The sequence below is a fragment of the Streptococcus parasanguinis genome, assembly GCF_964238605.1.
In the GTDB taxonomy this organism is placed as follows: domain Bacteria; phylum Bacillota; class Bacilli; order Lactobacillales; family Streptococcaceae; genus Streptococcus; species Streptococcus parasanguinis_AJ.
The window spans coordinates 345,555-369,824 of record NZ_CAXSMM010000001.1; the positions used below are offsets into that span (position 1 = coordinate 345,555).

Sequence of the window (24,270 nt, forward strand, 5' to 3'; positions counted from 1 at the left end):
GTTTTAAGAATTCTTATCTGAAACATTCGGAAATTCCCCTTAACCGTAGCGGAAAGTTGTTTTCTTCTCCTATTTATAATAGACTATCACTAACATTAGATGAAAAGGTGACTCTATGACTATAAATCAACTGCTTCAAAAGCTGGAGCCTACTAGCCCTATCCTTCAAGCTAACTTTGGAATTGAACGCGAAAGTCTTCGTGTCGATAGACAGGGAAAATTAGCACATACGCCTCACCCTTCATGGCTAGGAGCTCGAAGTTTCCACCCTTATATTCAAACAGATTTTTGTGAGTTTCAGATGGAACTCATCACACCAGTTGCTAAATCTACCACTGAGGCTCGTCGATTTCTTGGAGCCATTACCGATGTAGCTGGACGTTCCATCAGTAAAGATGAACTTCTCTGGCCCTTGTCCATGCCTCCTCGTATCAACGCCCAAGAAATCCAAGTTGCCCAACTGGAAAATGAATTTGAACGCCATTATCGTAACTACCTGGCCGAAAAATACGGAACTAAACTACAAGCTATCTCAGGTATCCACTATAATATGGAACTAGGGAAAGATTTGGTTGAAGCCCTATTCCAAGAAAGTGACCAGATTGATATAATTGCTTTCAAAAACGCCCTCTATCTTAAGCTGGCTCAAAACTACTTGCGCTACCGTTGGGTGATTACCTATCTTTTTGGGGCTGCACCTATTGCTGAGCAAGGATTCTTCGACCAAGAAGTTCCAGAACCTGTGCGTTCCTTCCGTAACAGTGACCACGGCTATGTCAATAAGGAAGAAATACAAGTATCTTTTGCAAGCCTAGAAGACTATGTCTCTGCCATCGAAAACTATATCGAACAAGGTAATTTGATTGCGGAAAAGGAATTTTACTCGGCTGTTCGTTTCCGTGGACAAAAGGTTAATCGCTCCTTCCTTGACAAGGGAATCACCTACCTAGAATTCCGTAACTTCGACCTCAACCCCTTTGAGCGTATCGGTATTAGCCAAACTACCATGGATACCGTACACCTACTCCTTCTAGCCTTCCTCTGGCTGGATGCCCCTGAAAATGTTGATCAGGCTCTGGCTCAAGGTCACGCGCTGAATGAAAAAATTGCCCTCTCTCATCCTTTAGAACCTCTACCTTCTGAAGCTGAAACTCAGAACATTACGACAGCTCTAGACCAACTGGTGCAACATTTTGGGCTTGGTGACTATCATCAAGGGCTGGTCAAACAAGTTAAAGATGCCTTTGCAGATTCCAGTCAGACACTAGCTGCTCAACTTCTTCCTCATATCAAAGACAAGTCCCTTTCTGACTTTGCCCTTGACAAGGCGCTTGCCTATCATGATTACGACTGGACTGCCCACTATGCCCTTAAGGGTTATGAGGAGATGGAACTTTCTACCCAGATGCTGCTCTTTGATGCCATTCAAAAAGGGCTTCATTTTGAAATCCTAGATGAGCAGGATCAATTCCTTAAACTCTGGCATAAAGATCATGTTGAGTACGTCAAAAATGGTAACATGACCTCAAAAGACAACTATGTAGTTCCTCTTGCCATGGCTAATAAAACCGTGACCAAAAAAATCCTGGCTGATGCTGGCTTCCCTGTCCCCGCCGGCGACGAATTTACCAGTCTAGAACAAGGTCTAGCCTACTATCCTCTTATCAAGGGCAAGCAAATTGTGGTTAAACCAAAATCAACCAACTTCGGTCTGGGCATTTCCATTTTCCAAGAGCCTGCCAGCCTTGATAACTATAAGAAAGCTCTCGAGATTGCCTTTGCAGAAGATACAGCTGTTCTTGTTGAAGAATTTATCCCAGGAACCGAATACCGTTTCTTCATTCTGGACGGGCGTTGTGAGTCTGTCCTCCTTCGTGTCGCTGCTAATGTTGTCGGTGATGGCAAACACACCATTCGTGAATTAGTCGCTCAGAAAAATGCCAATCCATTGCGAGGCCGTGACCACCGCTCACCTCTGGAAATCATTAAGCTAGGAGACATCGAACAATTGATGTTGACTCAGCAAGGTTATGCACCTGATGATATTCTCCCAGAAGGGAAAAAGGTCAATCTCCGCCGTAACTCCAACATTTCTACGGGTGGTGACTCTATTGATGTCACTGAGACAATAGATTCCTCTTACCAAGAATTGGCAGCAGCTATGGCAACTAGCATGGGGGCCTGGGCTTGCGGGGTTGACCTCATCATTCCAGATAAAACTCAGCCTGCTAGCAAGGAAAAACCTCATTTCACTTGTATCGAGCTCAACTTCAATCCCGCTATGTATATTCACACCTATTGTGCTGAAGGTCCTGGACAAGCTATCACTCCAAAAATTCTAGACAAGCTTTTTCCAGAAGTTGCCACAAGTCAAACCTAAAACCTAATTCTTAGGAACAAACAAATCACCTTTATCTCGATGATATGATACCTCTTAAGTAGACAAGGTAAATACCTAAAATCTACAGCTCTTTGTCAACTTTAGTGGGTTGAAGAAAAGCTAAGCTCGAGAAAGGACAAATTTCGTCCTTTCTTTTTTGATATTCAGAGCGATGAAAATTCGCTTCTTGAAGTTTTCAAAGTTCCGAAAACCAAAGGCATTGCGTTTGATAAGTTTGATGAGATTATTAGTCGCTTCCAATTTTGCGTTGGAATAGGATAACTGAAGGTCATTGATGATTTTCCCTTTGTCCTTTAGAAATGTTTTAAAGACAGTCTGAAAAAGAGAATGAACCTTCTTTATATTGTCTTCAATGAGTCCAAAAAATTTCTCTGGTTCCTTATTCTGAAGGTGAAAAAGCAAGAGCTGATAGAGATTATAGTGGTATTTCAAGTCTTCTGAATAGCTCAAAAGCTTGTCTAGGATTTCTTTATTGCCTAAATTGTCAAATTAAGTTAGACTTTTCAAGTAACTCAGAAAAACTTGGTAGGGTGATTGAAATAGTTCTAATGGTAATTCATAGACTACCCTCTGTTCAGCTATTCCTCCTTCATCTGTAACAAAAAAATATTTCTCATGATGTCGCCAAACATGTTGTCCATAACCTTTTATTTCTTCAAACTTACTAACGTCTTCCCAAGTTAATTTACTATGTTCCATGTGTGTTCTCCTCTTTGGGTACTAATATCTTTCATGATGCCTTCTGGCATATTTCCTGGGAAGGTTTGTCCTCCTGGTTTCCAAAAATCTTCAAAAGCAGATGCTTCATTTCCGCTTGGAATTCTTGTATGAGATTGATGAAATGCTTCTAATTTTAAAATTTGATGCATTTACTATGATTCCAAGTTTTCTATTTGATTTAAAAGCTCCCATAATCTATTATTGTAGGCTTCAATTTCTTCATTAATTTTTAGTCGTTCCAAATAATCATTCTTCCAAACAAAAAAGTCTGATAGACCTCCTCTTGGAGGATAAAGGATATCTTTAATTTCTCTTATTGTAGGGAGTGAGTCACCATTTTCCAATGCACATTCTAATCCTTGTAAAAATGAAATTTGTACATGAATTGTCCCATCATTGTATTGATTTAATAGTGGTAATATTAATTTGATATTATCTAATAATTCTTTTCGTTTCATTTCTTTCCTCACTAATTTAATGGTTTTGAGCTAATAACCTCTACACCTTCTATTTTCCACGGAGTTTCAATAAAAATTTGTTCATATTCCAAACCACCTTGATAGATGCCTCCTTGACTCGCAACAGGTCCTCTGTATATTGTTGTGCCAGCTGGTATTTTTATTTCGTAAACTGTATTTAAAGGAGAGCTGCCAGTGTAGTTTCCTGAACGATCTGTCCAAATTGGTTTTACTGCCGTATTTATTCTAACTTCTATCTCAGAATGTGGGGCTGATTCTGTAAACCATTGCCCTAGCGGATTGCTTTGGTCGCCAGCTCGATATAATATTTTGGGAGACTTCAAAACTTCAACATCATACCGTCCCCTATAAAAATTAACATTAGGCTGACCTCTTAAATCATTTAGTGGACCAGGATTTGTATATGAATTATATTCATAAGTTTGCAAATCGGGATATTTAGATTGAATATTATTTACTACTGGTCCCTCAACATCTAAATTCTTAGGTGCAGGCTGAGGCTTGACTACCGGCTGAAGCCTCGTGGTTGAAAAGTCTTTAAACCCTGAATTCTCCCTCGCAAGCCTGCTTTCTTCTATATTTCGTAAAATATGTTCGCGATCATAAGGTTTTGTGGTTTCTGTTATAGTTTTACCATTGATATCTACCTTAAGGTTAACCTCAGGAATTACTGGATTCCTATTGAAGAATGGAATCTTCCCTTTTACCTTACTATATACATCCAAGAACGTTGTATAGGGTTTATTGTAGTACTGATTATATCCAACATAAGTGGTTACCTTAAGGTAGCTCCTTAAAACTTTGTCCTATTTTTAATTTTCTACTATGTAAACTTGAAAACTCTTGACCTTACTGCCAACAACATGCTTTTCAACATCGCATTCCCACCAAGGAAGAATATCTTCTTCCAAAATTTCTAAAAATAAGTCTTTAGATGATAAGTCATCTTTTAAGAAGCTATCATAATTTTCAAGAATAAAGTTGTATTCTTCAGCTTTTATCCATGATAAGTCTGTCAGCCAATCTGTAATAGATGACCAATTATTGGCATCAGGAAGTCCGACATTTTTTTCAAGAAAACGAAATAGTTCTTCTTTGTTTTGGATCTGCTTCCCATCAAAATTTGCTACAAAGCCACTGAAAGGCAATCGATCTTGCATTTCAAGTTTCGTAATGTAATGAATTCTATTTTTCAGGATTTCAAACCTCTATTCTATTTTTTTAAAATGTTTTATAATGGTCTTCTGTTTTGAGTAAAATCTATTTTTGAATATCGATTTGAAAAAAAAGGTTGATTCAAACTAAACTTGCTGGTTGCTGAGGAGGCCACATAACCTCCTACGATGTTCCCGATAAAGTTTGCAGTTTGAGCATCTTCTTCACTTCCACCTAGGAGTTTGGTCCCATGATAGACAACCTGACCACTTGTATAGAGATTTATTTCTCTTAGAATACAATATAATTATACAAAGTCTAATTGAATAGTTTGATTGCTCTCCATTTTTTTAGCTGTATTAATAATATTTTCTATTTCTCTTTGAGTTATCGGAAGATTCTCATGAGGAGGCTCCCATTGTGTCATACTATCTTTATAAACAACAAATTTTTTATTGATCAGCAATTCTCCTTGTGCTTTTATGAGGAAACCATTCTCTAAATCAAAAGTAATTGTTGATCTTGTTCCTGTAATTTTCATTTCTACCTCTCGAATATAATTTTTTCTACCCCTGTTTTAGGATCTATTGTTGTAACCTTAGTAACATTTGGATTGGCCTTCAATCTTGGTAGTTCGATGTTTTCCCAAATATTTCCTGGTCGTAGTTCGCTACCAACTACAGCTCTTATTTCACCAGATACTTGCTCTGCGTAAACATTCGAAGCTTCCTCCCAAGCTGTTACACTTGAAGGAGTATTAAAATCCCATTCAGGCATTACAATGTTCGTATCATCAATCGTAGATTCTAATGTAACTCCTCCTTTATTTTTTGCTATTTTTTTCGCAACATCCATTCCTCCAATGCCATCTGTTCGTCCTGACCAGAAAAAAGCCGTATCTGGATCAGTTTTCAATCTACCTCTTATTAACTCAACATCAAAGTCAGTTTGAGTAAAATCTATTTTTGAATATCTATTTGAAAAAACAGGAATTACTGGTTTCCTATTGAAGACAGGAATCTTCCCTTTTACCTTACTATATACATCCGAGAAAGTTGTGTAGGGTTTATTGTAGTACTGATTATATCCAACATAAGATGTATACAAGGTACTTGCTAGTTGGAGGCTATCAGTAAAACCTCTCACCTTCTTGATATTTTTTGCACGATTGATTTCTTCCTGTGTAGCAGGTTTACCTGTAAAAGGATCAATACCTTCTTCAATTATATAATAATCATATTTAGTTTGAAAAGCAGGATCTCGCCAACTGAGCATTTTTTGACTATCCAAAAAGAAATAACGGTCTAGTAGGTAATGATAATTAGCTCGCTCTGTTTCAGATTTAAATAGTTGTGCATATGGATTCACATGAGCCATGGAGATCAATGTTTTAAGTTCTGGGTAGGCCTCTTCTAACGCTTCTTGATCTATTGCATCGATACGTTTCTTAAATTTTGGGTCCACCTTGGCTAATTCTGAAGGTAATAATCCTAAATGATCATTCTTAACTTCATTATATCTCTTCCATAACAATTTGAGATCGTTCATATCCCATTTGGCAAGGATCGCATCACCTTGCCCCATATTCGTATACCTTTTATAGGCTTGAATCACATCTCCATACTCTTCCTCCAGTTCAGCACGTGACATTTTTGAGAGTTTTTCTTCTAATGTTTCAACTTTCGGATTCTTCACTTTGTTCAGAATGGCTTGACGTTTTTGCCATCCTAAAGAGGTTGTTTGCTTCCACGATAGATCAGATCCACTACTTGGAGGCAAGTAGGTTCCACTCGCAGCATCTTCTGTCGCTAGCAATTCTTTTGTTTAAATTAACACGCCTACAGAATCATCCTAATATCAAATTTTTTTGAGAAATACATGGACAAACTTCTTTCAAATTAATAAACTGACTTCATCATATGCTATAATTTAGTTATATTTTACAAAAATGAAAGTTTCTAACTAATGCCCCTATTTGCTCATTAATGTAACTGGGCTGTTATGTCATTATCAGTTTTATGTTATAGCTTTATCAAGGAGTTTCGTCTATGTTTCAATACCTTAAGCCTTTGCGCTGGTATCTTTTCTTTAATTTTCTCTTTAGTGGACTGTCCAATATTTGTACGGCTCTTCTTCCATACTTTACACAAGAATTAATTCGTGGCCACTATCAAATAGCTTTGTCAGGTTATTGTATCGCAGTTATAGGTTACTTGACTTGCAACTACATCCAAATGCGACTTGACTGGAAACAGGCCATTCTCTTTTCGACAAATCTAAAGAACGATTGGTTTCAATCTCTTTTAGGACTTGCCCACCATGATTTCAAGCAGAAAACAGTCGCAGAATACATTTCTTATCAATCTAATGATCTTGATTCACTGGAAAAAGATTATCTACCTCCACTGATGAGTTTTTTTAAGTAGATTCTACGAATTTTGATTTATACCATCATTATTACCAGAACGATCAATCCTATAGTGGCACTGATCCTACTGATTTCAACAGCCATCAGTATTCAAATTCCAAAGATCGTTGGTCAATTGACTGCGAAGCGTAGACAAACCTATCTTGAAAAGCAAGGTGATTATTATCGGACCTTGGAGGATCTATTCCGAGGACATCACCTAGTTAACAAACTTACTCTACCTCATTTTATAGAGCAACAAAGAAGTTCTCTCAAAAATTTGCAGGATAAGTATCTTGGGTATGGTTTGACTAAAATTACAGGTATTCTCTTGACGGGTATTTCTTTTGAATTCATTAGCCTTATTCTCTTTTCCTATCTAGCTTACTCTCTATATCATCATCAAATTGGTATCCCTGAGGTGGTGGCCAGTTTTGGTTATATTACAGCCTTCTCAGAACCAATTCAAGAAATCCTTTACGATCTGCAAATGTTAGAGTCGGTAAAACCTGTAATTAAAAGCTTTCAAACTATCGTTAAACATCCATCTTCAATTCAGGCACCACAGCATTCTTTTGAAACGATCACATTGAAAAATCTTTCTAAACAACTTGGGGAATCAACATTGAAGATTTCTTTTGCCACCATTCACAAAGGAGATAAGATTGCCCTCATAGGAGAGAACGGATCAGGTAAGAGTAGCCTGCTCAATATTTTAAATGGTACGGATGAGGATTTCCAAGGCGAGATCTTGCTGAACGATCTTCCCCTAAATCAGCTTTGGGGGAGATTTGGCCTGATCTTGCAACAAGAGCATAGCTTCATCTCTAGTTATGAAAATAATGTTACGCTATTCAATACTTTCCCCGCAGAGTTTAAGGATGAGGAATTTGAAGCAACACCTCCTCAATCCCTGTCAGCTGGACAACAACAACGCATGTACCTCAATCGAGAAAAAAACCGCCAGAGTCCATTAGTTATTATGGATGAACCTTTTTCAGCCTTGGATGCTCATCAGTTTGAGGCAGAATTGAAAAAAGTACTAGACTTACCGTGTGCTGTCATCATTACTTTACACCGACAGAATGAAGCACTGAAGAACTTTGACCAAGTCTGGGAAATTAGATCTGGAGAACTAATCATTCAAAAAAATGAGTAGACTTGCTTTCTCACGAAGATTTGTTTTACCATGATCAATACATCATCAGGCACAGATAGATTGAGGTCATCTTAACCTCAAAAAGAGAGTGGGACAGAAATCGGTAATTCGTTAGAATTCGATTTCGTCGTCCCACCTACTCACAGTTGAGTAGGGCTGTAAAAGCTGATGAAATCAGCGTAGTAGAGCCCACTCAACCACTGCGTCTTGCTCGACAATCCAAAAACAATTGAGAGGCTAGGACTTTTGTCCCAGCCTCTTTTTTATATTTAATTGTATTTCTTCCAACCCCTTCTATTACATCTTTAATTTCAAAAGGGATGAATCGTTTGATCAGTGCATAAGTAAACTGGATTGATCTTCTCAATACTTCCTACTCGTCAGTGGACTTCTTAACTGTAATCACTCAACTAAAGATTTTATTCATACAAATGCAAATCATGATTTGCACTCTCTAAAAAGATATCACTCATTTAAATACTCTTTTCCTTAAATCCTATTCTACAAAATATGGCCATGAATTCATACGAAAACAAAAAGAGAGCAACAAACTGAGCTACTCTCCATTTTGTTTATTTTTCGACCATTCCGCCTTTGATAAGACTGTCTTTCGTTACTGAATAACTGACTGTTTTGTCATCTAGGGGATTAAAGCCTGGTACGATTTCTTTCAATTTATTAAAATCGATTTTTGTGTAATCAATAGTATTGCGGATATAAAAGATTCCGTCTTTGTATTCTGATGTTAGTTCAAATCCATGGCCCATCAGATCTTTGAATTTTTCTTGGCTCTTAGCGACGGCTTCTTTCATGGTTTCAAGAGGGTTCTCACCAGGCACTTTTGAGACGTCGTAATCATCAACTTTTTCTTGTAACAACAAGGTATCTCCCTTGTAATACAAGGTTACAGTGGACTTACCTGCTTCATCACTCGTTTCAAGAACGGTTTTTTGTGCACCTGCTAGTGCATCTTCTTTTTTGCTTTCATCAGTTGATGACTCTTTTGTCTTCTCTTTAGCGGATGATTTGCTTGTTGCTTTACTTGTCGCCTTAGTAGACGATGGACTAGTAGATTTTGTACTCTCTTTTTGTGTGCAACCAGCTAAAAGAAGACCCGCTGTCAAGAAGACGGCTAACATTTTTGTGGTTTTATTCATTTTGAATACCTCACTTTTTTATGATGGTTAGGGAAATGACTGACGTCTGAAACGAGTCATTTGGCAAGATCAACTGTCGTTTTAGATGTTATTAAAAAAGTCTCAAAAATGATGTCCGCAGCCCCTCCTTATCGATCATTGTAGCCATCTGGGTGGCTGGAATGCCAAGCCCAGGCTGTTTGGATAATGGTTTCGATATTGTCAAATTTTGGTTGCCAACCGAGGATGGCACGCGCCTTCTCAGAGGATGCGATCAAGGTATCAGGATCTCCTGGTCTGCGATCAGCCAGCTCAAGTGGGATCGGATGTCCGGTCACCTTGCGGGCCGCTTCAACGATTTGAAGATTGGAGAAACCGGTCGACGAGCCCAGGTTAAAGGCAGTAGATGGGTTGCCGTTTCGGAGATACTCCACTGCTAAAAGATGGGCATCTGCCAAGTCAAATGGATGGACATAGTCCCGAACATTGGTGCCATCTGGTGTCTGGTAGTCATCTCCAAAAATAGAGATCTTTTCGCGTTTGCCTTGGGCCACTTGCAAGACGATCGGCAAGAGATGGGTCTCTGGTCCATGGTCTTCTCCGATGGATCCATCTGGCTTAGCACCCGCTACATTAAAGTAACGAAGGGGCACGTACTTGATGCCGTAGGCTTGATCAGCCCAGCGCATGATGGTTTCCATCATGAGCTTGCTTTCCCCATAAGGATTGATCGGTTTTTGTGGAGTGGTTTCAAGAATCGGAATTTCTTCTGGAATGCCGTAGGTGGCAGCAGTTGAAGAAAAGACGATGTAGTGCACCCCACATTCATGCATGACTTCCAAGAGTTTGACCATGCCTGCTGTATTGTTGTCAAAATATTTCAAAGGATCTGCCATGGACTCAGCGACCAGTGAGTAGGCCGCAAAGTGGATGACCGCATCGATATCGGCATGTTCTTTAAACACCCTGCGCATAAAGTCTTGATCCGCCAGATCTCCTTGGTAAAAGACAGCATCTGGATGCACCGCTGCACGGTGGCCTGTGACCAGGCTATCGACCACGACGACTTTTTCCTGTCCTTCATTGACCAAACGGTCCACCATGTGGGAACCGATATAGCCAGCTCCTCCGAGTACGAGTATTGCCATTTGTTTTCCTTTCGCTTCTTGTCTTCTCTCTTATTGTACCAAATTTCTGCCACTTCTCCACACTTAAAGTGTCGCAACAAAGCGTCTAAAAGCAGCTTGTCCTTCTGCGGTTCTCTTGTAGACACCGGCATCTTCCAGCACACGCGCAAAGATCTGGCCGACTGATTCACGGACAAGGGCCTCTGCCTCTGCTTCTTCTGTGATAGCTGGGTGAGTGGCTTTCAAATCATCTGCCCAAGGCTGGTGGTAGGTCGCCACAGTATCCTCACGTCCAAGCAAATAGTCTTGAACCTGCTTGAGCTCTTCCTTGAGGCGAGGTGGCAAAATGGCCAAGCCCATGACTTCGATCAGGCCGATATTTTCTTTTTTGATGTGTTGCACATCCGCATGTGGGTGATAGATACCGTCTGGATGCTCTGGTGAGGTTTGGTTGTCACGGAGCACCAAGTCCAATTCATAATGCCCATCACGAATCCGTGCAATGGGGGTAATGGTATGGTGGGGCTGACCATCGGATGCTGCTAAGACTTGAACGGCTGGATCCGAGTAGCCTCGCCAGGCTGTGAGGATATGGTCTGCCAGGTCAATCAATTGCGCCTTGTTGTCCGATTGCAACCGGAGAACCGACATGGGCCAATTAACAATTCCTACCGATACAGCCTCAAAGCCCTCAATGGTAAAGCTTTCCTCCACAGGCGCCAGCTCCATAGGGAAGGTGTGGCGTCCGCCTTGATAATGGTCATGAGTCAGGATGGATCCCCCTACAATGGGTAGATCTGCATTGGAGCCTGCAAAATAGCCTGGAAAAGTCTCGACAATGGTCAAGAGTCGCTCAAAGGTCTTGCGGCTAATGGCCATAGGAACATGCTGGCTATCGAGGAAAATGCAGTGTTCATTGAAGTAGGCATAAGGGGAATACTGGAAGCCCCAGTCATGACTGTCCATGTCAAAGCGGATGATCCGATGATTGGCACGGGCAGGATGGTCTAGGCGACCTTGATATCCTTCATTTTCAAAGCACAGTTGGCAGGCTGGATAATGACTAGCTTTAGCCAGCTTCGCCGCTGCGATGTCTTTAGGATCTTTTTCAGGTTTTGACAGATTGATGGTGATTTCAAGGGAGCCATAGGGGGTTTCTGCCTCAAAAGCGATATTTTGCGCAATCGCCTTGACCTTGATGTAATCATTGCGCTTAGAGAGGGCATAGAAATCCGCAATCGCGTCTTCCTTGGACTGATGGTAGGTCTCCCAGAAATAGCGGTTGACCTGACTAGGACTGGGGGTGATCCAATCCATCAACTCTGCACCTAGGCTGTCCTTGGCGGCCATGCTATCTTGGATCTTACCATTCGCAACAGCGATTTCCACCAGCTGATCTTTGAGCGCAATCAAGTCTTCTTTTTGAGCTGGGGCGTCTAGCCCTTCTTCTCCGACGCGACTCATAACGCGATTTTTTAGATAGATCCGATCCATCTCTTCGTAGTCACTGACGTTAATGACCGCTGTGACAAATGCATCTAATACCTGTTCTGTCATCCTATCTCCTTTTTAATCAAGCACCCGTGTTCCTGCCGCAACTTCTGCAATATAGAAGCTTGGCGCATAGCCAACGACTTCTTCATAACGGTTGCCGACAGCTTCTTTAAAGTCTTCCACTTTATCTTTGTTTACGAGAGCGATGGCGCAACCACCAAAGCCTGCTCCGGTCATACGAGCGCCTAAGACACCTTCTTGTTCCCAGGCTGTATGCACCAAGGTATCTAATTCTAGACCTGTCACTTCGTAGTCATGCTCCAAGGATACGTGGGAAGCATTCATGAGACGGCCAAAGCCTTCCAAATCACCTGCTTCAAGGGCCTTGCGTGCTTGGAGGGTCCGTTGGTTTTCAAGTACAGCATGACGAGCCCGTTTGATGCGATTTTCATCCTTGATCAAGTAGCTGTAGGCATCAAAAGCCCAGAGATCCAATTCCCCTAAGGTTTGGATATCCAATTTTTCTTGGAGTTCAGAAACGGCAGTTTCGCATTCTGAACGACGTTCATTGTATTTTGAATCTGCTAATTCCCGGCGTTTGTTGGTATTCATGATGACCACGACATTGTCTTTGAGGTCCAGCGGTACCAGATCATACTCTAGGGTGTTGGTATCGAGATAAATAGCCCGTTGATCAGCTCCCATACCGATGGCAAATTGGTCCATGATCCCAGAGTTAACTCCGATGAAGTGATTTTCGGTTTGTTTCCCGATCTTGACCAGATCTAGACGATCTAACTGAAGATCATATAGTTTCTCAGCGATGACGCCAATCAAGAGCTCAAGCGAAGCTGAAGAAGAAAGACCGGATCCATTTGGAATATTGCCGTAGACATAGACGTCCATACCGCTATCAATGACATGACCAGCTTCTTGCAAGAAGTGGAGCACGCCTTTTGGATAGTTGGTCCAGTTGTGCTCTTTTTCAAAGTGGAGATTTTCAAGTGGAACTTCAATAATCCCCTTGTCTTCAAAGTTTCCTGAGAAGAAACGCAAGACCTTATCCTCACGCTTTCTTGCCGCTCCGTAGGTACCAAGTGTGATAGCCGCTGGGAAAACATGGCCTCCGTTATAGTCCGTGTGTTCACCAATCAGATTAATCCGTCCTGGTGAAAAGAAAGTGTGGTCAGCCTTTTCCCCAAAGACAGCCTGGAATTTTGCTTGTAAATCTTGAGATGTGATTGTTGTCGTCATGAGAAACTCCTTTAGTTTTGTAAACGTTTTTATACTTGTATTATATCTGATCACAAGTAAAACTTCAAGTGTTTTTAGTAAAATTTTATTAATTTTTTATTTTATGCCCAGAAAGGCGATAATATAGGTTTTTCATCCGATTATAACTTCTATTTCACTCTTGCTATTTCGAGTTAATTTTAGTAAAACTTTACCAAAAAATCTCAATTGGGAGTGACCCAATTGAGATTCTTAAAGGTTCTAAAACACCATTTCTTGACCATTTTCTGTCACTTGGTAAGTGCCCTCAGCAAGATCGATTCGGGCTACTGCTGTGACAGTCTGGTCTTTATTTTGGCGCGTAATGACAATGGTATGTTCATCTGGTGTTTCCACCTCAATGCTTCCTTCTAAGTCAAAAGCTTGCGAGTTGTTCCGGAAACTAAAGAGCTTGAGAAGGGATTGCACGACTGGTCGCTCTACTTCTTGAGCAATTTCTTCATTGCTGTAGTAATGACGGTTGATATTGCGGCCTTCTTTGGTGTTTTCTAAGAGTTCCAAATCATTCTTCCCAGCCAAGAATCCAACGTAATAAACCTGTGGAATTCCTGGTGCAAAGGCTTGAATTAAACGGGCTAGGAAGTACTTACGATCGTCATCTCCAAGTGCTGAATAGTATGTCGAATTGATTTGGTAGATGTCCAAGTTGTTGTATTCTGCTGTGGAATATTTGCGTTTAACATTTGCTCCTACCTTATAAAGCTCATTTGAAGCATAGTCAATCTCTTCATCATTCAAGATGTCCTTGACATCGACCACCCCAATCCCATCATGGGTATCGAGTGTCGTGAACTGCTTCATGGGACTCATCTTCAACCACTTGGCAAGACGATCCACTTTTGAACTATAGAGGCTATAGAGGGTTACCATAGGTAGTGCGAAGTCATAGACATAATAGTCGTGATCAGCAATCTTAAATTGGATGGAATAGTGCTCATGAATCTCTGGAAGAAGCTCAGCACCGTAGCCTGCGGCCATATCGCGCACCTTATCCAACAAATCCCAAATGTCTGGTTCCACGAAGAAATCATTGGTGTCCAATTTCTTGACCGCATAGGCAAAGGCGTCCAAACGAATGAGGTCACAGCCATTGCTTGCCAGGTGTTCGATGGTCTTGCGAATAAAATCCATGGTTACTTCTTTGGTCACGTCTAGGTCAATCTGCTCTTCCCCAAAGGTATTCCAGAGATGCTCAGTCGTCCCATCCGCAAAAGTGATTTCTTGCTTAGGAGCTCGGTCTTTGCGCTTATAAATCAAGTCTACGTCTGCTTGAGTTGGGCGATTCTCCGGCCAGAACTTGTCCCAGTTGAGGAAGAGGTCCTTATAGGCACTTTGGTCGTGCTTCTCTTGATAATCTTTATAATACTTAGACTGACGGGAAATGTGATTGATCATAAAGTCAAACATGAGATAATACTTGTCGCCCAGGCGTTTGACATCTTCCCAATCTCCAAAGGCTGGATCCACTTGGTCATAGTCTACAGGCGCAAAGCCACGGTCACCAGTTGATGGGAAAAACGGCAAGAGGTGAACCCCACCTACTGCATCCCCAAAATATTTCTCCAGATTTTCATAGAGATCCTTAAGGTTATTTCCTAAGCTATCTGAGTAAGTAATTAACATGGTTTTGTTTTGAATTGGCATAATGGTTCCCTTTCTTTTTTGAAAGCCAAGTCTTTGAGGACCTGGCTTTCATGAGTTTTTCTATTTTAGAATTGCTTCCTAGGATACGATTGAAATCAGCAAGCTGAATCGTCCCTTTGTATCTGAAATTGAACACGCCCTAAGCTCTGTGTGAAAAAGATGAATCTTCCAAGAAGCTGAGGCTTCTTATTCAGATTCCCTATTTTCACTGTGAGCTTTTGACGGGCTTTGTATCTTGTTATTTCACTGCGCCGTTGCTCATTCCTGCGATGATATGGCGTTGGAAGAAGAGATAGACAATAGTAATACTGATAATGCCGACAACGTAGGAAGCAAAGCTTGGTCCGTAGTCGTTGAAATATTGGCCTGCATAGTTGTATTGGAACAAAGGCAGGGTCCACATTTTGGAATCCCGGTTCAAGACAAGGAGTGGCAACATGAAGTCATTCCAGAACCAAAGAGCATTGATGATCATAGTTGTCGCATGCATGGGTTTCATCATTGGGAAGATGATACGGAAATAAGTTGTAAACTTATTAGCCCCATCGATTTCTGCTGCTTCATCCAAACTTTCTGGGATAGAGATTTTGATATACCCCACATAGAGAAAGAGGGTCTGTGGAATCGCATAAGTCAAGTAGAGCAAGATCAAACCAAAGGTGTTAGCTAAACCGAGTTTACTCATCATAACCGTAATCGGAATCATGATGACTTGGAAAGGTACGAAAATCCCAAGGATCAAGAGGGTGTACATGATGGTAAAGGCTTTTCTTTTACTCATATTGCGGGCGATGGAGTAGGCTGCCATAGGAATAAAGATCATCACAGCAAGTAAAGACAAGACAGTGATGACAACAGAGTTCCAATAATAGCCTCCAATGCCATCAGCTAAGAGACGGCTAAAGTTGTCCCATGTGAAGTTTGTTGGAAATCCAAAGAAATTATCTACAATATCTTTGGTGGGTTTGAAGGAACTAAAGAGGGTGGCAAGGAGTGGCACTAAAATCAGAACCGATCCTAGAATCAATAGAATATATTTGCCAATCAAGGCTTTTCTTTCATCTTGTTTCATCGTGCTTCTCCTCTTAAATTTCAAATTTCTTAGATACTCTCAATTGGATGATCGAAATCACTACAATCAAGAAGAACAAGATTACGGCAATGGCATTGGCATATCCGAATTGGTTGTTTTTAAAGGCATAGTTATAAACCAAGAGCCCAAGTGAGGTTGTGGCATTGTTTGGACCCCCACCAGTCATGGCAAAGACTTGGTCAAAGGCGGTAAGCCCACCTTTTAGGGCTAGGATAAAGACCATAGAGACACTTGGCAACAAGTAAGGCAATTCAATATTCCAGAAGACTTGCTTGCTCGTCGCGCCATCGATTCTGGCTGCTTCTGTAATTTCAGATGGGATAGATTGCAGACCAGCTAAGAAGATAATGATGGGCATGGCCACCCCTTGCCAAAGAAGGACAAAGACAGCCGCAAAGATTGCTCCCCACTTAGTCCCTAAAAGACTGGTTTGGAGAAACTCGATATGAAGGGCATTCCCAATCGCTGGTAGACCATAGTTGAAGACTTGTTTGAAGATCAACGCCACTGTTAAACCAGACAAAACAGCTGGGAAGAAGAACCAAGCACGGAAGAAGGTTTGGCCTTTGATCTTTGAGTTCAAGACACGCGCGATAAAGATCCCAAGGGCAATCTCACCAACCACCATGGCAATCGTGATGATCGCAGTAAAGCCAATCGCATTCATGAATTTTGGATCCATAAAGAGGAGCTTAAAGTTGTTCAAGCCAACAAATTTGTAGTTATAGGTCAAACCTGTCCAGTTGGTAAAACTGTAAAAGGCTCCTTGGAACATTGGCACATAGAAGAAAATTGCTTGTAATAAGAGGGGAATGACCACAAAAGCCCATGCCCAATATTTTTGTAATACTTTTTTCATCGTTTCTCTACTCCTAATCCACATCCGCTTTCATCGGGTTAAAGAAGGCATTCAAATCATTGACCATCCCTTGTTTATCACCTGTCAAGACATAGTTCATCGTCAAGGTATGGAAGTCTGCTTCACTGGTCCAGTATTGTTGCAACCACACCAAGTGACGATCCGTAAAGGCATATTTGGTCATCCCAGCAAGCGGTGAATCCTCTCCTGCTTGTTTGACTCCTTCGATCGCTGTTGGAGATCCGTCCACATCATAGTATTTTTGCATGACTTCTGGACGGGTCATGTATTCCACAAAGGCATTGGCTTCTTTTGGATGTTTGGTAGTGGCTGAGATAGACCATGCCAAGTCTCCCGCACCAACGGTTAAGCTTTGTCCTTTTTCTTTCCCTGGAATCATGAAAGTCCCAACCTTGAATGTCGGTTTTTGTTCATTGATCGCTGTGATGGCCCAAGACCCATTTGGTGTCATGAGGACATCTCCACGCGCAAAGGCTCCGATAACGTCTGTATAACCTGCACCTTCCCAGTTCTTTTGCTTAGAACCTTTAATACGAAGGATATCCATGACCTTGATGTCATCCTTCATAATCGGATCAGACAATTTAATGGCATTTGGTTGAGAATAACGAAGGTATTGGTTGGCTTCTTTTCCTCCACCTGCTGCTGTCGCAAAGGCCAATTGATTGTAACCATTGAGGGTCCAAGCATCTGCACCTGCAATCCCAAATGGAGTTTGTCCTTTGGCAACGATGTCTTTTACCAACTGTTCAAATTCGTCCCAAGTTTCAGGAACCTTCAAGCCCAATTCTTCGAATTTATCTTTGTTGTAGTAGATTCCGTAAGCATTGGCTGTGAAAGGAACGTTGTATACTTTCCCGTTTACAGCGTATTTTTCAGCGTAGCCATTTTTTACGCGTTTGAGATAATCTTTATTGCTTAAATCTTCGAAGACACCCGCTTTCGCCCATTCTTGCAGTTCAATGGACTGTGGGTAAATATTGACCACATCTGGCACATCTCCTGCGAGGACACGTGTCTTCAATACTTCACCACCATTTGGTACATTGACAACTTTGACCTTGACCTTTGGATTTTCCTTTTCAAAATCACGCGCGATTTCTTCCAAGGTTTTGGTCATTTCTTTTTTCTGGTTGAAATACTCGATAGTCACTGTGCCATCCGCAGATTTTCCATCGTTGGAGCAAGCACCGAGCCCAAATAAGGCTAGGCCTGTAGTCGCAAGAAGTCCGATTTTTTTATACCATTTCATTTGGCTGTCTCCTTTTATTTTTTGACAAAAACATATTGTTTAGTGAGGAAATCTCCCTGAGGAAGAACGACGGTTAAGCCGGCGTACATGAGCTCAGCTCCTGAATAGACTTGATCCGTCCCTTCTAAGCGATAGAGCACATCTTCTTCCAATCCTTTGAGTTTCAGGGTCGGCTCGATCTCCTCAACCGTTGATAAGACCCGTACATAAGTTACAACCGTGCGATCTTGATAAGTGAACTGGACGGCTGCTTGATTGCTACCTTGGCTTGGATTGATCAAGCGGTAGTGTTTTCCGAATTGAACAACTGGTCGAATCGTTTTGTAATGAGCGACTTGTGCTGCGATCCGATCCAACTCTTCTTGCGGAAGACTGGTTAAATCCAATTCATAGCCCAGATTTCCCATCATGGCCACATGACCACGCGTTTCAAGTGGTGTCATCCGTCCCATCTGGTGATTTGGCACTGCTGATACGTGAGCCCCCATAGAAATGGTAGGATAGAGGTAGCTAGAACCGTACTGGATCGGAAGTCTAGCAATGGCATCCGTATTGTCACTCGCCCATACCTGCGGGAAGTAACGCATCATACCGAGGTCATTGCGGCCACCACCTCCGGAGCAGGACTCAAAGAGGATGTTCTCGTACTTCTCTGTTAAGTAAGAAACCACTTCATAGAGACCCAAGATATACGCATGGGATTGCATCTTGGTTTCAAGGTAGGTTTTCCCATTCCCAAGTTTGGTGATATTGCGGTTCATATCCCATTTGATATAGTCGATCTCATGCTTTCCAAGTAAGTCATCCAAGACCTGCTTGATATAAGCCACTACTTCTTTATTAGAGAAATCGAGCACTAGTTGATTCCGTGAATAGGTGTGTTCGTAGCCTGGGACTTGAATAGCCCAGTCCGGATGAGCCCGATAGAGGTCGCTATCAACAGAAATCATTTCTGGCTCCACCCAAAGGCCAAATTGAAGTCCCTTGTCATGGATGCCTTGGATCAGTTCTGCTAGGCTTCCTCCTAATTTTTCTTCATTAACAGTCCAGTCACCGAGAGCCCGGTTGTCATCATAGCGATTGCCAAACCAGCCATCATCCAGAACAAAGAGTTCGATCCCCACTTTTTGGGCCTCATCCGCTAACTCCAATAATTTGTCTTTCTTAAAGTCAAAGTAGGTCGCTTCCCAGTTGTTGATAAGAATTGGACGTTCTTTATAGGCAAACTGGCTAGGAATGATATGGTATTGGACAAATGCTTGGCTCTCTTGACTGAGACCGGTCAATCCCTTATGGGAGTAGCTAATCATGGCCACTGGGGTATCAAAGCTCTGATTCGGTGCCAACTCCCAGGAGAAGTTTTCTGGATTGATTCCCAATCCAACGCGAACTTCATTGAGTTGATTCTTTTGAACAAATCCTTCAAAATTCCCACTGTAGAGCAGTTGGAAGGCAAGGGCAGAACCAGCATCTTCTGTCACTTCATGGTCAGCAAGGATCAGGGCTGGGGTCTGGGCGTGTCCTGAAGCACCACGGTTGGAGTTGATGGAGAAGATTCCTTGCTCTACTTGCTGGCGGCGGACTGTTTTTTCTCTCGCATAGGCCCCTTGAAGGGTGATGACATCATAGTCACCTGCTGGGACATCGGCCAACACACTGAGCGCCTTGTGGATCACGACGCTTTCATCACTATAGTTTTCAATCTTTGAAAAGCTGGTGATGGTTGCCCGGTCCTCGTAGGCTGTGTAGTAGATGGTCAACCGGAGGGCCGCTTGATCATCTTCAAAGACCAGGGCTAAGGTTTCAGCCTGATCTACCGAGTGAGGATTCGGAAGACCAGTTGCCTCGACACTGCCAGAGTAGATATTGGCTCCGACATAGAGGAAATCCGTCACCTCTGTAGCGCCGTGCTGGATTTGAATAGACGGCTTTCGAAAATCTCCAAGCCCGTGCTGTCCCAAGACCTGACGCTGGGTATCTAGACTAAAGATGCGATTGTCAGGTGTTGGATTCCCAGAGAAGGCATGATCTTTTTCATGCACAGTATTGGAAAAATGATAAGACGGGATCGGACGTCCCAGATGCTTGAGCATCAGGTAGCCATCCCGATTTTCAAGGATCAGGCTCAGTCCCTTACTTTCAACATAGAACAAATTCTGTTCAATACGAATTGCCATATCTTCCTCCATTGGATCCTATAAAATATCACTATGTATTTTTAAATTCAGTTCCAATAACTTTCTTTTTTAACATGTCTTTATCTTACATTATGTAAACGTTTACTAAAATAGAATTTTGTTGGACATATATGGTAAAATGTTAGGTAGGAGGTTTACCTATGTTAGTCTTTTCTGAATACCAAACTGATACCATTGACCTAGCCCTTGATTTTTATGGCTACGAAGATTGTCCTAAAAACTATGAATTTGGCCCCAGCGTTCGGGACAATTTTGTTCTGCATTTTATTACCAAGGGAAAGGGAGTCTTCCACTTCAATAAAAAAGAAATCCACCTAGAGGCCGGGGATCTCTTCCTTCTCCCCAAAAATAAGGTGACCTACTACAAGGCAGATGAAGAAGAACCTTGGTCCTACTACTGGATTGGCATCAGTGGCACCAAGGTGAGTGATTTCATGCGTTTTTCAACCTTGCATGAAAAAGGCTTTTTAAAGAAAACAGAGGTGGAAACAGAAAAGATCGGCCAGTTTATGGAACAACTCGTCCACAAGGCAGAGGCTTCAAAAATGACTTCTCACTACCAACTCCACCTTCTCTCGCAGATCTATGAACTCCTTTATCTCATTGGGGAAATAGCTCCCAACGTACAAAAGAGCTATCTCTCTCCGACCTATCAACTCTACCTGACCTGCAAGCATGTGATTGAGACGCATTACAATAAAGAACACTTGAGTATTCAAGAGATCGCCGATGACCTCAATGTCCATCGCTCCTATCTGACAACTGTCTTTAAGGAGTTTCACCAGATCTCTCCCAAGGAATTCTTGCACTCGGTCCGCATGCAGCGTGCCCAGCAGTTACTGACCAACACAAACGAAAGCATCAAGATTGTGGCATACTCAGTGGGCTTTTCAGATCCCCTCTATTTTTCAAAGGCCTTTAAGGTCTATAGCCAGCTGACTCCTAGCCAATATCGCAACAAACATAAAATTTAGTAAAATTTTATTTCTTTTTACTAGTATTTAGAGTATACTGGAAGTAGAAATCAATAAAGGATGAACTATGGCAACGATTAAAGACATTGCGGAAAAAGCAGGCGTTTCTCAGGCAACGGTCTCTCGCGTCCTCAACCAGGATGCAACCTTATCGGTCAGTGAAGACACGCGCAGTCGGATTCTTCGCATCGCTGAGGACCTGCATTACCAAAAGAAAAGCCGCAAAACAGCGCCTCAACCAGTTGAGGATTTTCATAAAATCGTCATCTTTGAATGGTACACGCGCGAAGAAGAATTAGATGACCTCTACTACTATGCCATTCGGATGGGGTTAGAAAAACAAGCCCAGGAATTAGGATATGAGATCTTTCGTATCTTTAATAATGACGATTGGTCCTTGATTCAAGAGGCAGACGGCATCATCGCTCTTGGGAAATTCAGTCCCAAGACTATTCAAGATCTGGAAAGCTACGGCAAACCCCTTATTTTTGTCGATAGCAATACCCTCTATCTGGGCCATTCCTGTGTGACGACCGATCTAGAAGATTCTGTCATCACCGCTCTCGAGTATTTCCTTGATCATGGCCACAAGGAGATCGGGCTCTTGGTTGGTCAGGAAGAGACCGCAGATGCGACACCGCTTCAAATGGATCCCCGTCAACGGACCTTTCAACAGTTTCTCACGGAAAAAGGACTTTATGAGGAGCGCTTTGTCTCAGTTGGGCAATTCTCGACCGAGTCGGGTTATCAGATGATGGAGCAGCTGATTCAAGCATTGGGCGACGACTTACCAACTGCCTTTTTCATGGCCAGTGATGCCTTGGCTGTCGGAGCCCTTCGCTCTCTTCAGGAGCACCAAATCGCAATTCCTGATCGTGTCAGTCTCATTTCCTTCAATGATACTTCCATTGCCAAGTATGTCTTTCCTGCCCTCTCTACAGTAACCGTCTATACAGAAGAAATGGGTAAGCAAGCCATTCAAATGCTCCGGCAAGCCTTTCAAGGGAATCAACCAAGTGTTCCCTATATGGTCAAATTAGCCACCAAACTGACGATTCGTGACAGCAGTCGCTAGGAGGTCCTATGAAAACACATGAAATCCTCTTTCAAACCCTTTCTCAGGCAGATGATTATGTCAACGGGGAGCAGCTGGCGCAAGAACTAGGTGTTTCCCGTACCTCTATCTGGAAGGCCATCCAACGTCTAGAAAAAGATGGGGTCGTCATCGAATCCCTAAAAAAGAAGGGCTACAAATTGGTCTCAGGCGATATTCTGCTTCCTGAAGTGATCGCAAGCAATACCCAATTGACCGTTTCCTTAAACGAACAATGTAGCTCCACCCAATTGGATGCTAAATTAGGCATAGAAGCCCATCAAGAAGGCAAGGCGCTCTACCTAGCCAATTCGCAATCCGCTGGAAAGGGCCGCTTTGGTCGTGACTACTATTGCCCCGATCAAGGGGGCATCTACATGTCCCTTCATCTCAAGCCTCAACTGCCACCTGCGGAGCTCCCTCCTTATACCTTGATGCTCGCTGGAGCTATCTACAAGGCTATTAAAAACTTGACCCTGATCGATATCGATATCAAGTGGGTCAATGATATTTACTATCGCCATAAAAAAATTGCGGGAATCCTTACCGAAGCTATCACGTCGATCGAGACTGGTCTTGTCACAGATGTCATTATCGGAGTCGGTCTCAATTTAGCCATCCCTACTTTCCCAGAAGAGCTAGAAAGTAAGGCTGGTTCCTTATTTGAAGGACCTTGTCCCATCACCCGCAATGACCTCATCAGTGAGATCTGGAAGGAATTCTTCCAAACGGATATCGATGAACTGGTCTACCTCTACAAAGAGCGCTCCTTGGTCCTAGGACGAACCGTCACCTTTGAGCAGAACCAGCAAACCTATCAGGGCCTCGCCAAAGATATCTCTGATACCGGCCAACTCTTGGTCCAATTAGACAATCAAGAAGAAATCTGGCTCAATAGCGGCGAAATCTCCCTCAAGCAGTGGAATCTATAAAACAGAGCTCACAACTCACAAAAGAGTCTGGGACAAAACGCTGTCTCAGACTCTTTTGTGTGAAGAAATATCAAAAATTTTTAAACCAATTCTTGATAAATTCTAAGCATATATCTAGTAGGAATTTGATAAATAATAATACAACTCCAATCTTCACAAACATGTAATATTTAAATGTGGTGTCATCAAATTCACTCACAAAAATCGGAAAGGTGAGAATATTAGACGGATTGATAAGAAAATAAAGTGAGATACAAATGGATAAAACCAGCGCTACTATAAAAAATTTTTTATGTATTTGCATTTTTTACCTTTTCCTTTCTTGTTTTACAACATTAATTACCAATCACCAATTTTATATAGCCTGATTCATTCTTTTCCTCCTCTTTCTAACAGGCTATTTTATAGTTCTTACACCTTCATCATATACAAATTTCAAAATAATACAAGTCTGTTTTTCTAATTATTTTTATGGTATAATAATAAAGTTGGAGTGATAAATAAAAGCTCAGCAACTATCTTAGTAAACTCTATAAAATTAACTTTTTAGATAACAGCGTGATATATTTAAGCTACTAAACAGTTCAATTCAGTATGTTTTTTGCCCTACTTTTAAATCATGATATTGAAAATACCAAAAGCGCCTTCCGAAATTCAATTAAATTTCAACATTTTTAATTACTCTCAATATGAAAGTCCTTTCCAAATCCATGCAGGGGGCATCTAAATCAACAGGAAAAGCCTTGAAATCAAGGCTTTTTTTTCTTGTCTATAGCAGATTTATTTTTGTATTCATTAACAATTAATAATTGAGAATCAAATTGAACACAGTA

19 protein-coding genes and 3 pseudogenes are annotated in these 24,270 nt (G+C 41.7%); 5 read left to right on the top strand and 17 right to left on the bottom strand.

What is annotated here, in order from left to right; all coding sequences use genetic code 11:
- Window positions 1–115: 115 nt before the first annotated feature.
- Window positions 116–2,380, top strand: a complete 2,265-nt coding sequence (gene gshAB, locus ACESR9_RS01720) for a bifunctional glutamate--cysteine ligase GshA/glutathione synthetase GshB (RefSeq protein ID WP_373105181.1) — start codon at window positions 116–118, stop codon at window positions 2,378–2,380.
- Between the two features lie 120 nt (window positions 2,381–2,500).
- Here the strand turns inward: gshAB and ACESR9_RS01725 are convergent.
- The 8 genes and pseudogenes from ACESR9_RS01725 to ACESR9_RS01760 all read right to left on the bottom strand — a co-directional run.
- Window positions 2,501–2,884: pseudogene (locus tag ACESR9_RS01725) on the bottom strand (ISL3 family transposase); the annotation flags it as partial.
- A 6-nt stretch (window positions 2,885–2,890) separates the two neighbouring features.
- Window positions 2,891–3,100, bottom strand: coding sequence for a hypothetical protein (locus ACESR9_RS01730; RefSeq protein WP_049516158.1), 210 nt, complete (start codon window positions 3,098–3,100; stop codon window positions 2,891–2,893).
- Window positions 3,082–3,270, bottom strand: a complete 189-nt coding sequence (locus ACESR9_RS01735; protein ID WP_024055943.1) for a hypothetical protein — start codon at window positions 3,268–3,270, stop codon at window positions 3,082–3,084. Before ACESR9_RS01735 ends, ACESR9_RS01730 begins: the two co-directional genes overlap by 19 nt.
- 3 nt (window positions 3,271–3,273) lie before the next feature.
- Entirely contained in the window at window positions 3,274–3,579 is a 306-nt protein-coding gene (locus ACESR9_RS01740) for a hypothetical protein (RefSeq protein WP_003007809.1), read from the bottom strand.
- Between the two features lie 11 nt (window positions 3,580–3,590).
- Entirely contained in the window at window positions 3,591–4,325 is a 735-nt protein-coding gene (locus ACESR9_RS01745; RefSeq protein ID WP_373105184.1) for a hypothetical protein, read from the bottom strand.
- Window positions 4,326–4,412: 87 nt separating this feature from the next.
- A complete protein-coding gene (locus ACESR9_RS01750; protein WP_003007812.1) occupies window positions 4,413–4,760 on the bottom strand; it encodes a barstar family protein in 348 nt (115 codons plus the stop codon).
- Window positions 4,761–5,062: 302 nt separating this feature from the next.
- Complete coding sequence (locus tag ACESR9_RS01755; protein WP_024056346.1) at window positions 5,063–5,296, bottom strand: Imm74 family immunity protein; 234 nt, start codon at window positions 5,294–5,296, stop codon at window positions 5,063–5,065.
- A gap of 2 nt (window positions 5,297–5,298) precedes the next feature.
- A pseudogene (locus ACESR9_RS01760) lies at window positions 5,299–6,555 on the bottom strand (hypothetical protein); the annotation flags it as partial.
- 248 nt (window positions 6,556–6,803) lie between these two features.
- Here ACESR9_RS01760 and ACESR9_RS01765 point away from each other — a divergent pair.
- A pseudogene (locus tag ACESR9_RS01765) lies at window positions 6,804–8,321 on the top strand (ATP-binding cassette domain-containing protein).
- A gap of 572 nt (window positions 8,322–8,893) precedes the next feature.
- Here ACESR9_RS01765 and ACESR9_RS01770 read toward each other — a convergent pair.
- From ACESR9_RS01770 to ACESR9_RS01810, 9 genes are all read right to left on the bottom strand, one after another.
- Window positions 8,894–9,478, bottom strand: a complete 585-nt coding sequence (locus ACESR9_RS01770; protein WP_024055821.1) for a DUF1307 domain-containing protein — start codon at window positions 9,476–9,478, stop codon at window positions 8,894–8,896.
- A 128-nt stretch (window positions 9,479–9,606) separates the two neighbouring features.
- The gene (galE, locus tag ACESR9_RS01775) at window positions 9,607–10,605 is read right to left on the bottom strand and encodes a UDP-glucose 4-epimerase GalE (protein WP_247923379.1); all 999 of its coding nucleotides are present in this window, start codon (window positions 10,603–10,605) and stop codon (window positions 9,607–9,609) included.
- A 63-nt stretch (window positions 10,606–10,668) separates the two neighbouring features.
- Complete coding sequence (gene galT, locus ACESR9_RS01780) at window positions 10,669–12,141, bottom strand: UDP-glucose--hexose-1-phosphate uridylyltransferase (protein WP_373105187.1); 1,473 nt, start codon at window positions 12,139–12,141, stop codon at window positions 10,669–10,671.
- 12 nt (window positions 12,142–12,153) lie between these two features.
- Window positions 12,154–13,332, bottom strand: coding sequence for a galactokinase (locus ACESR9_RS01785; RefSeq protein WP_373105189.1), 1,179 nt, complete (start codon window positions 13,330–13,332; stop codon window positions 12,154–12,156).
- A 240-nt stretch (window positions 13,333–13,572) separates the two neighbouring features.
- On the bottom strand, window positions 13,573–15,015 hold the full coding sequence (gene gtfA, locus ACESR9_RS01790; protein WP_373105190.1) for a sucrose phosphorylase: 1,443 nt from the start codon (window positions 15,013–15,015) through the stop codon (window positions 13,573–13,575).
- 238 nt (window positions 15,016–15,253) lie between these two features.
- Window positions 15,254–16,087, bottom strand: coding sequence for a carbohydrate ABC transporter permease (locus tag ACESR9_RS01795; protein ID WP_021153463.1), 834 nt, complete (start codon window positions 16,085–16,087; stop codon window positions 15,254–15,256).
- Window positions 16,088–16,100: 13 nt separating this feature from the next.
- Window positions 16,101–16,967 carry a carbohydrate ABC transporter permease gene (locus ACESR9_RS01800; protein WP_024055928.1) on the bottom strand — a complete coding sequence of 289 codons (867 nt, stop codon included), beginning with the start codon at window positions 16,965–16,967 and terminating at the stop codon, window positions 16,101–16,103.
- A gap of 13 nt (window positions 16,968–16,980) precedes the next feature.
- The gene (locus ACESR9_RS01805; RefSeq protein ID WP_373105194.1) at window positions 16,981–18,240 is read right to left on the bottom strand and encodes an extracellular solute-binding protein; all 1,260 of its coding nucleotides are present in this window, start codon (window positions 18,238–18,240) and stop codon (window positions 16,981–16,983) included.
- Between the two features lie 14 nt (window positions 18,241–18,254).
- Entirely contained in the window at window positions 18,255–20,417 is a 2,163-nt protein-coding gene (locus ACESR9_RS01810) for an alpha-galactosidase (protein ID WP_373105197.1), read from the bottom strand.
- A 161-nt stretch (window positions 20,418–20,578) separates the two neighbouring features.
- Between ACESR9_RS01810 and ACESR9_RS01815 the strand changes: the two genes are divergently transcribed.
- From ACESR9_RS01815 to birA, 3 genes are all read left to right on the top strand, one after another.
- Window positions 20,579–21,412 (top strand): AraC family transcriptional regulator, encoded by an 834-nt coding sequence (locus tag ACESR9_RS01815; protein WP_373105200.1) that lies wholly within the window; start codon window positions 20,579–20,581, stop codon window positions 21,410–21,412.
- A gap of 67 nt (window positions 21,413–21,479) precedes the next feature.
- Window positions 21,480–22,487 carry a LacI family DNA-binding transcriptional regulator gene (locus tag ACESR9_RS01820; protein ID WP_373105202.1) on the top strand — a complete coding sequence of 336 codons (1,008 nt, stop codon included), beginning with the start codon at window positions 21,480–21,482 and terminating at the stop codon, window positions 22,485–22,487.
- Between the two features lie 8 nt (window positions 22,488–22,495).
- The gene (gene birA / locus ACESR9_RS01825) at window positions 22,496–23,437 is read left to right on the top strand and encodes a bifunctional biotin--[acetyl-CoA-carboxylase] ligase/biotin operon repressor BirA (RefSeq protein WP_373105205.1); all 942 of its coding nucleotides are present in this window, start codon (window positions 22,496–22,498) and stop codon (window positions 23,435–23,437) included.
- Window positions 23,438–24,270: the final 833 nt, after the last annotated feature.

Coding starts and splice junctions, on each gene's coding strand:
- gshAB (WP_373105181.1), top strand. CDS start 116: ATGACTATAAATCAACTGCTTCAAAAGCTGGAGCCTACTAGCCCTATC.
- ACESR9_RS01730 (WP_049516158.1), bottom strand. CDS start 3,100: ATGGAACATAGTAAATTAACTTGGGAAGACGTTAGTAAGTTTGAAGAA.
- ACESR9_RS01735 (WP_024055943.1), bottom strand. CDS start 3,270: ATGCATCAAATTTTAAAATTAGAAGCATTTCATCAATCTCATACAAGA.
- ACESR9_RS01740 (WP_003007809.1), bottom strand. CDS start 3,579: ATGAAACGAAAAGAATTATTAGATAATATCAAATTAATATTACCACTA.
- ACESR9_RS01750 (WP_003007812.1), bottom strand. CDS start 4,760: ATGCAAGATCGATTGCCTTTCAGTGGCTTTGTAGCAAATTTTGATGGG.
- ACESR9_RS01755 (WP_024056346.1), bottom strand. CDS start 5,296: ATGAAAATTACAGGAACAAGATCAACAATTACTTTTGATTTAGAGAAT.
- ACESR9_RS01770 (WP_024055821.1), bottom strand. CDS start 9,478: ATGAATAAAACCACAAAAATGTTAGCCGTCTTCTTGACAGCGGGTCTT.
- galE (WP_247923379.1), bottom strand. CDS start 10,605: ATGGCAATACTCGTACTCGGAGGAGCTGGCTATATCGGTTCCCACATG.
- galT (WP_373105187.1), bottom strand. CDS start 12,141: ATGACAGAACAGGTATTAGATGCATTTGTCACAGCGGTCATTAACGTC.
- ACESR9_RS01785 (WP_373105189.1), bottom strand. CDS start 13,332: ATGACGACAACAATCACATCTCAAGATTTACAAGCAAAATTCCAGGCT.
- gtfA (WP_373105190.1), bottom strand. CDS start 15,015: ATGCCAATTCAAAACAAAACCATGTTAATTACTTACTCAGATAGCTTA.
- ACESR9_RS01795 (WP_021153463.1), bottom strand. CDS start 16,087: ATGAAACAAGATGAAAGAAAAGCCTTGATTGGCAAATATATTCTATTG.
- ACESR9_RS01800 (WP_024055928.1), bottom strand. CDS start 16,967: ATGAAAAAAGTATTACAAAAATATTGGGCATGGGCTTTTGTGGTCATT.
- ACESR9_RS01805 (WP_373105194.1), bottom strand. CDS start 18,240: ATGAAATGGTATAAAAAAATCGGACTTCTTGCGACTACAGGCCTAGCC.
- ACESR9_RS01810 (WP_373105197.1), bottom strand. CDS start 20,417: ATGGCAATTCGTATTGAACAGAATTTGTTCTATGTTGAAAGTAAGGGA.
- ACESR9_RS01815 (WP_373105200.1), top strand. CDS start 20,579: ATGTTAGTCTTTTCTGAATACCAAACTGATACCATTGACCTAGCCCTT.
- ACESR9_RS01820 (WP_373105202.1), top strand. CDS start 21,480: ATGGCAACGATTAAAGACATTGCGGAAAAAGCAGGCGTTTCTCAGGCA.
- birA (WP_373105205.1), top strand. CDS start 22,496: ATGAAAACACATGAAATCCTCTTTCAAACCCTTTCTCAGGCAGATGAT.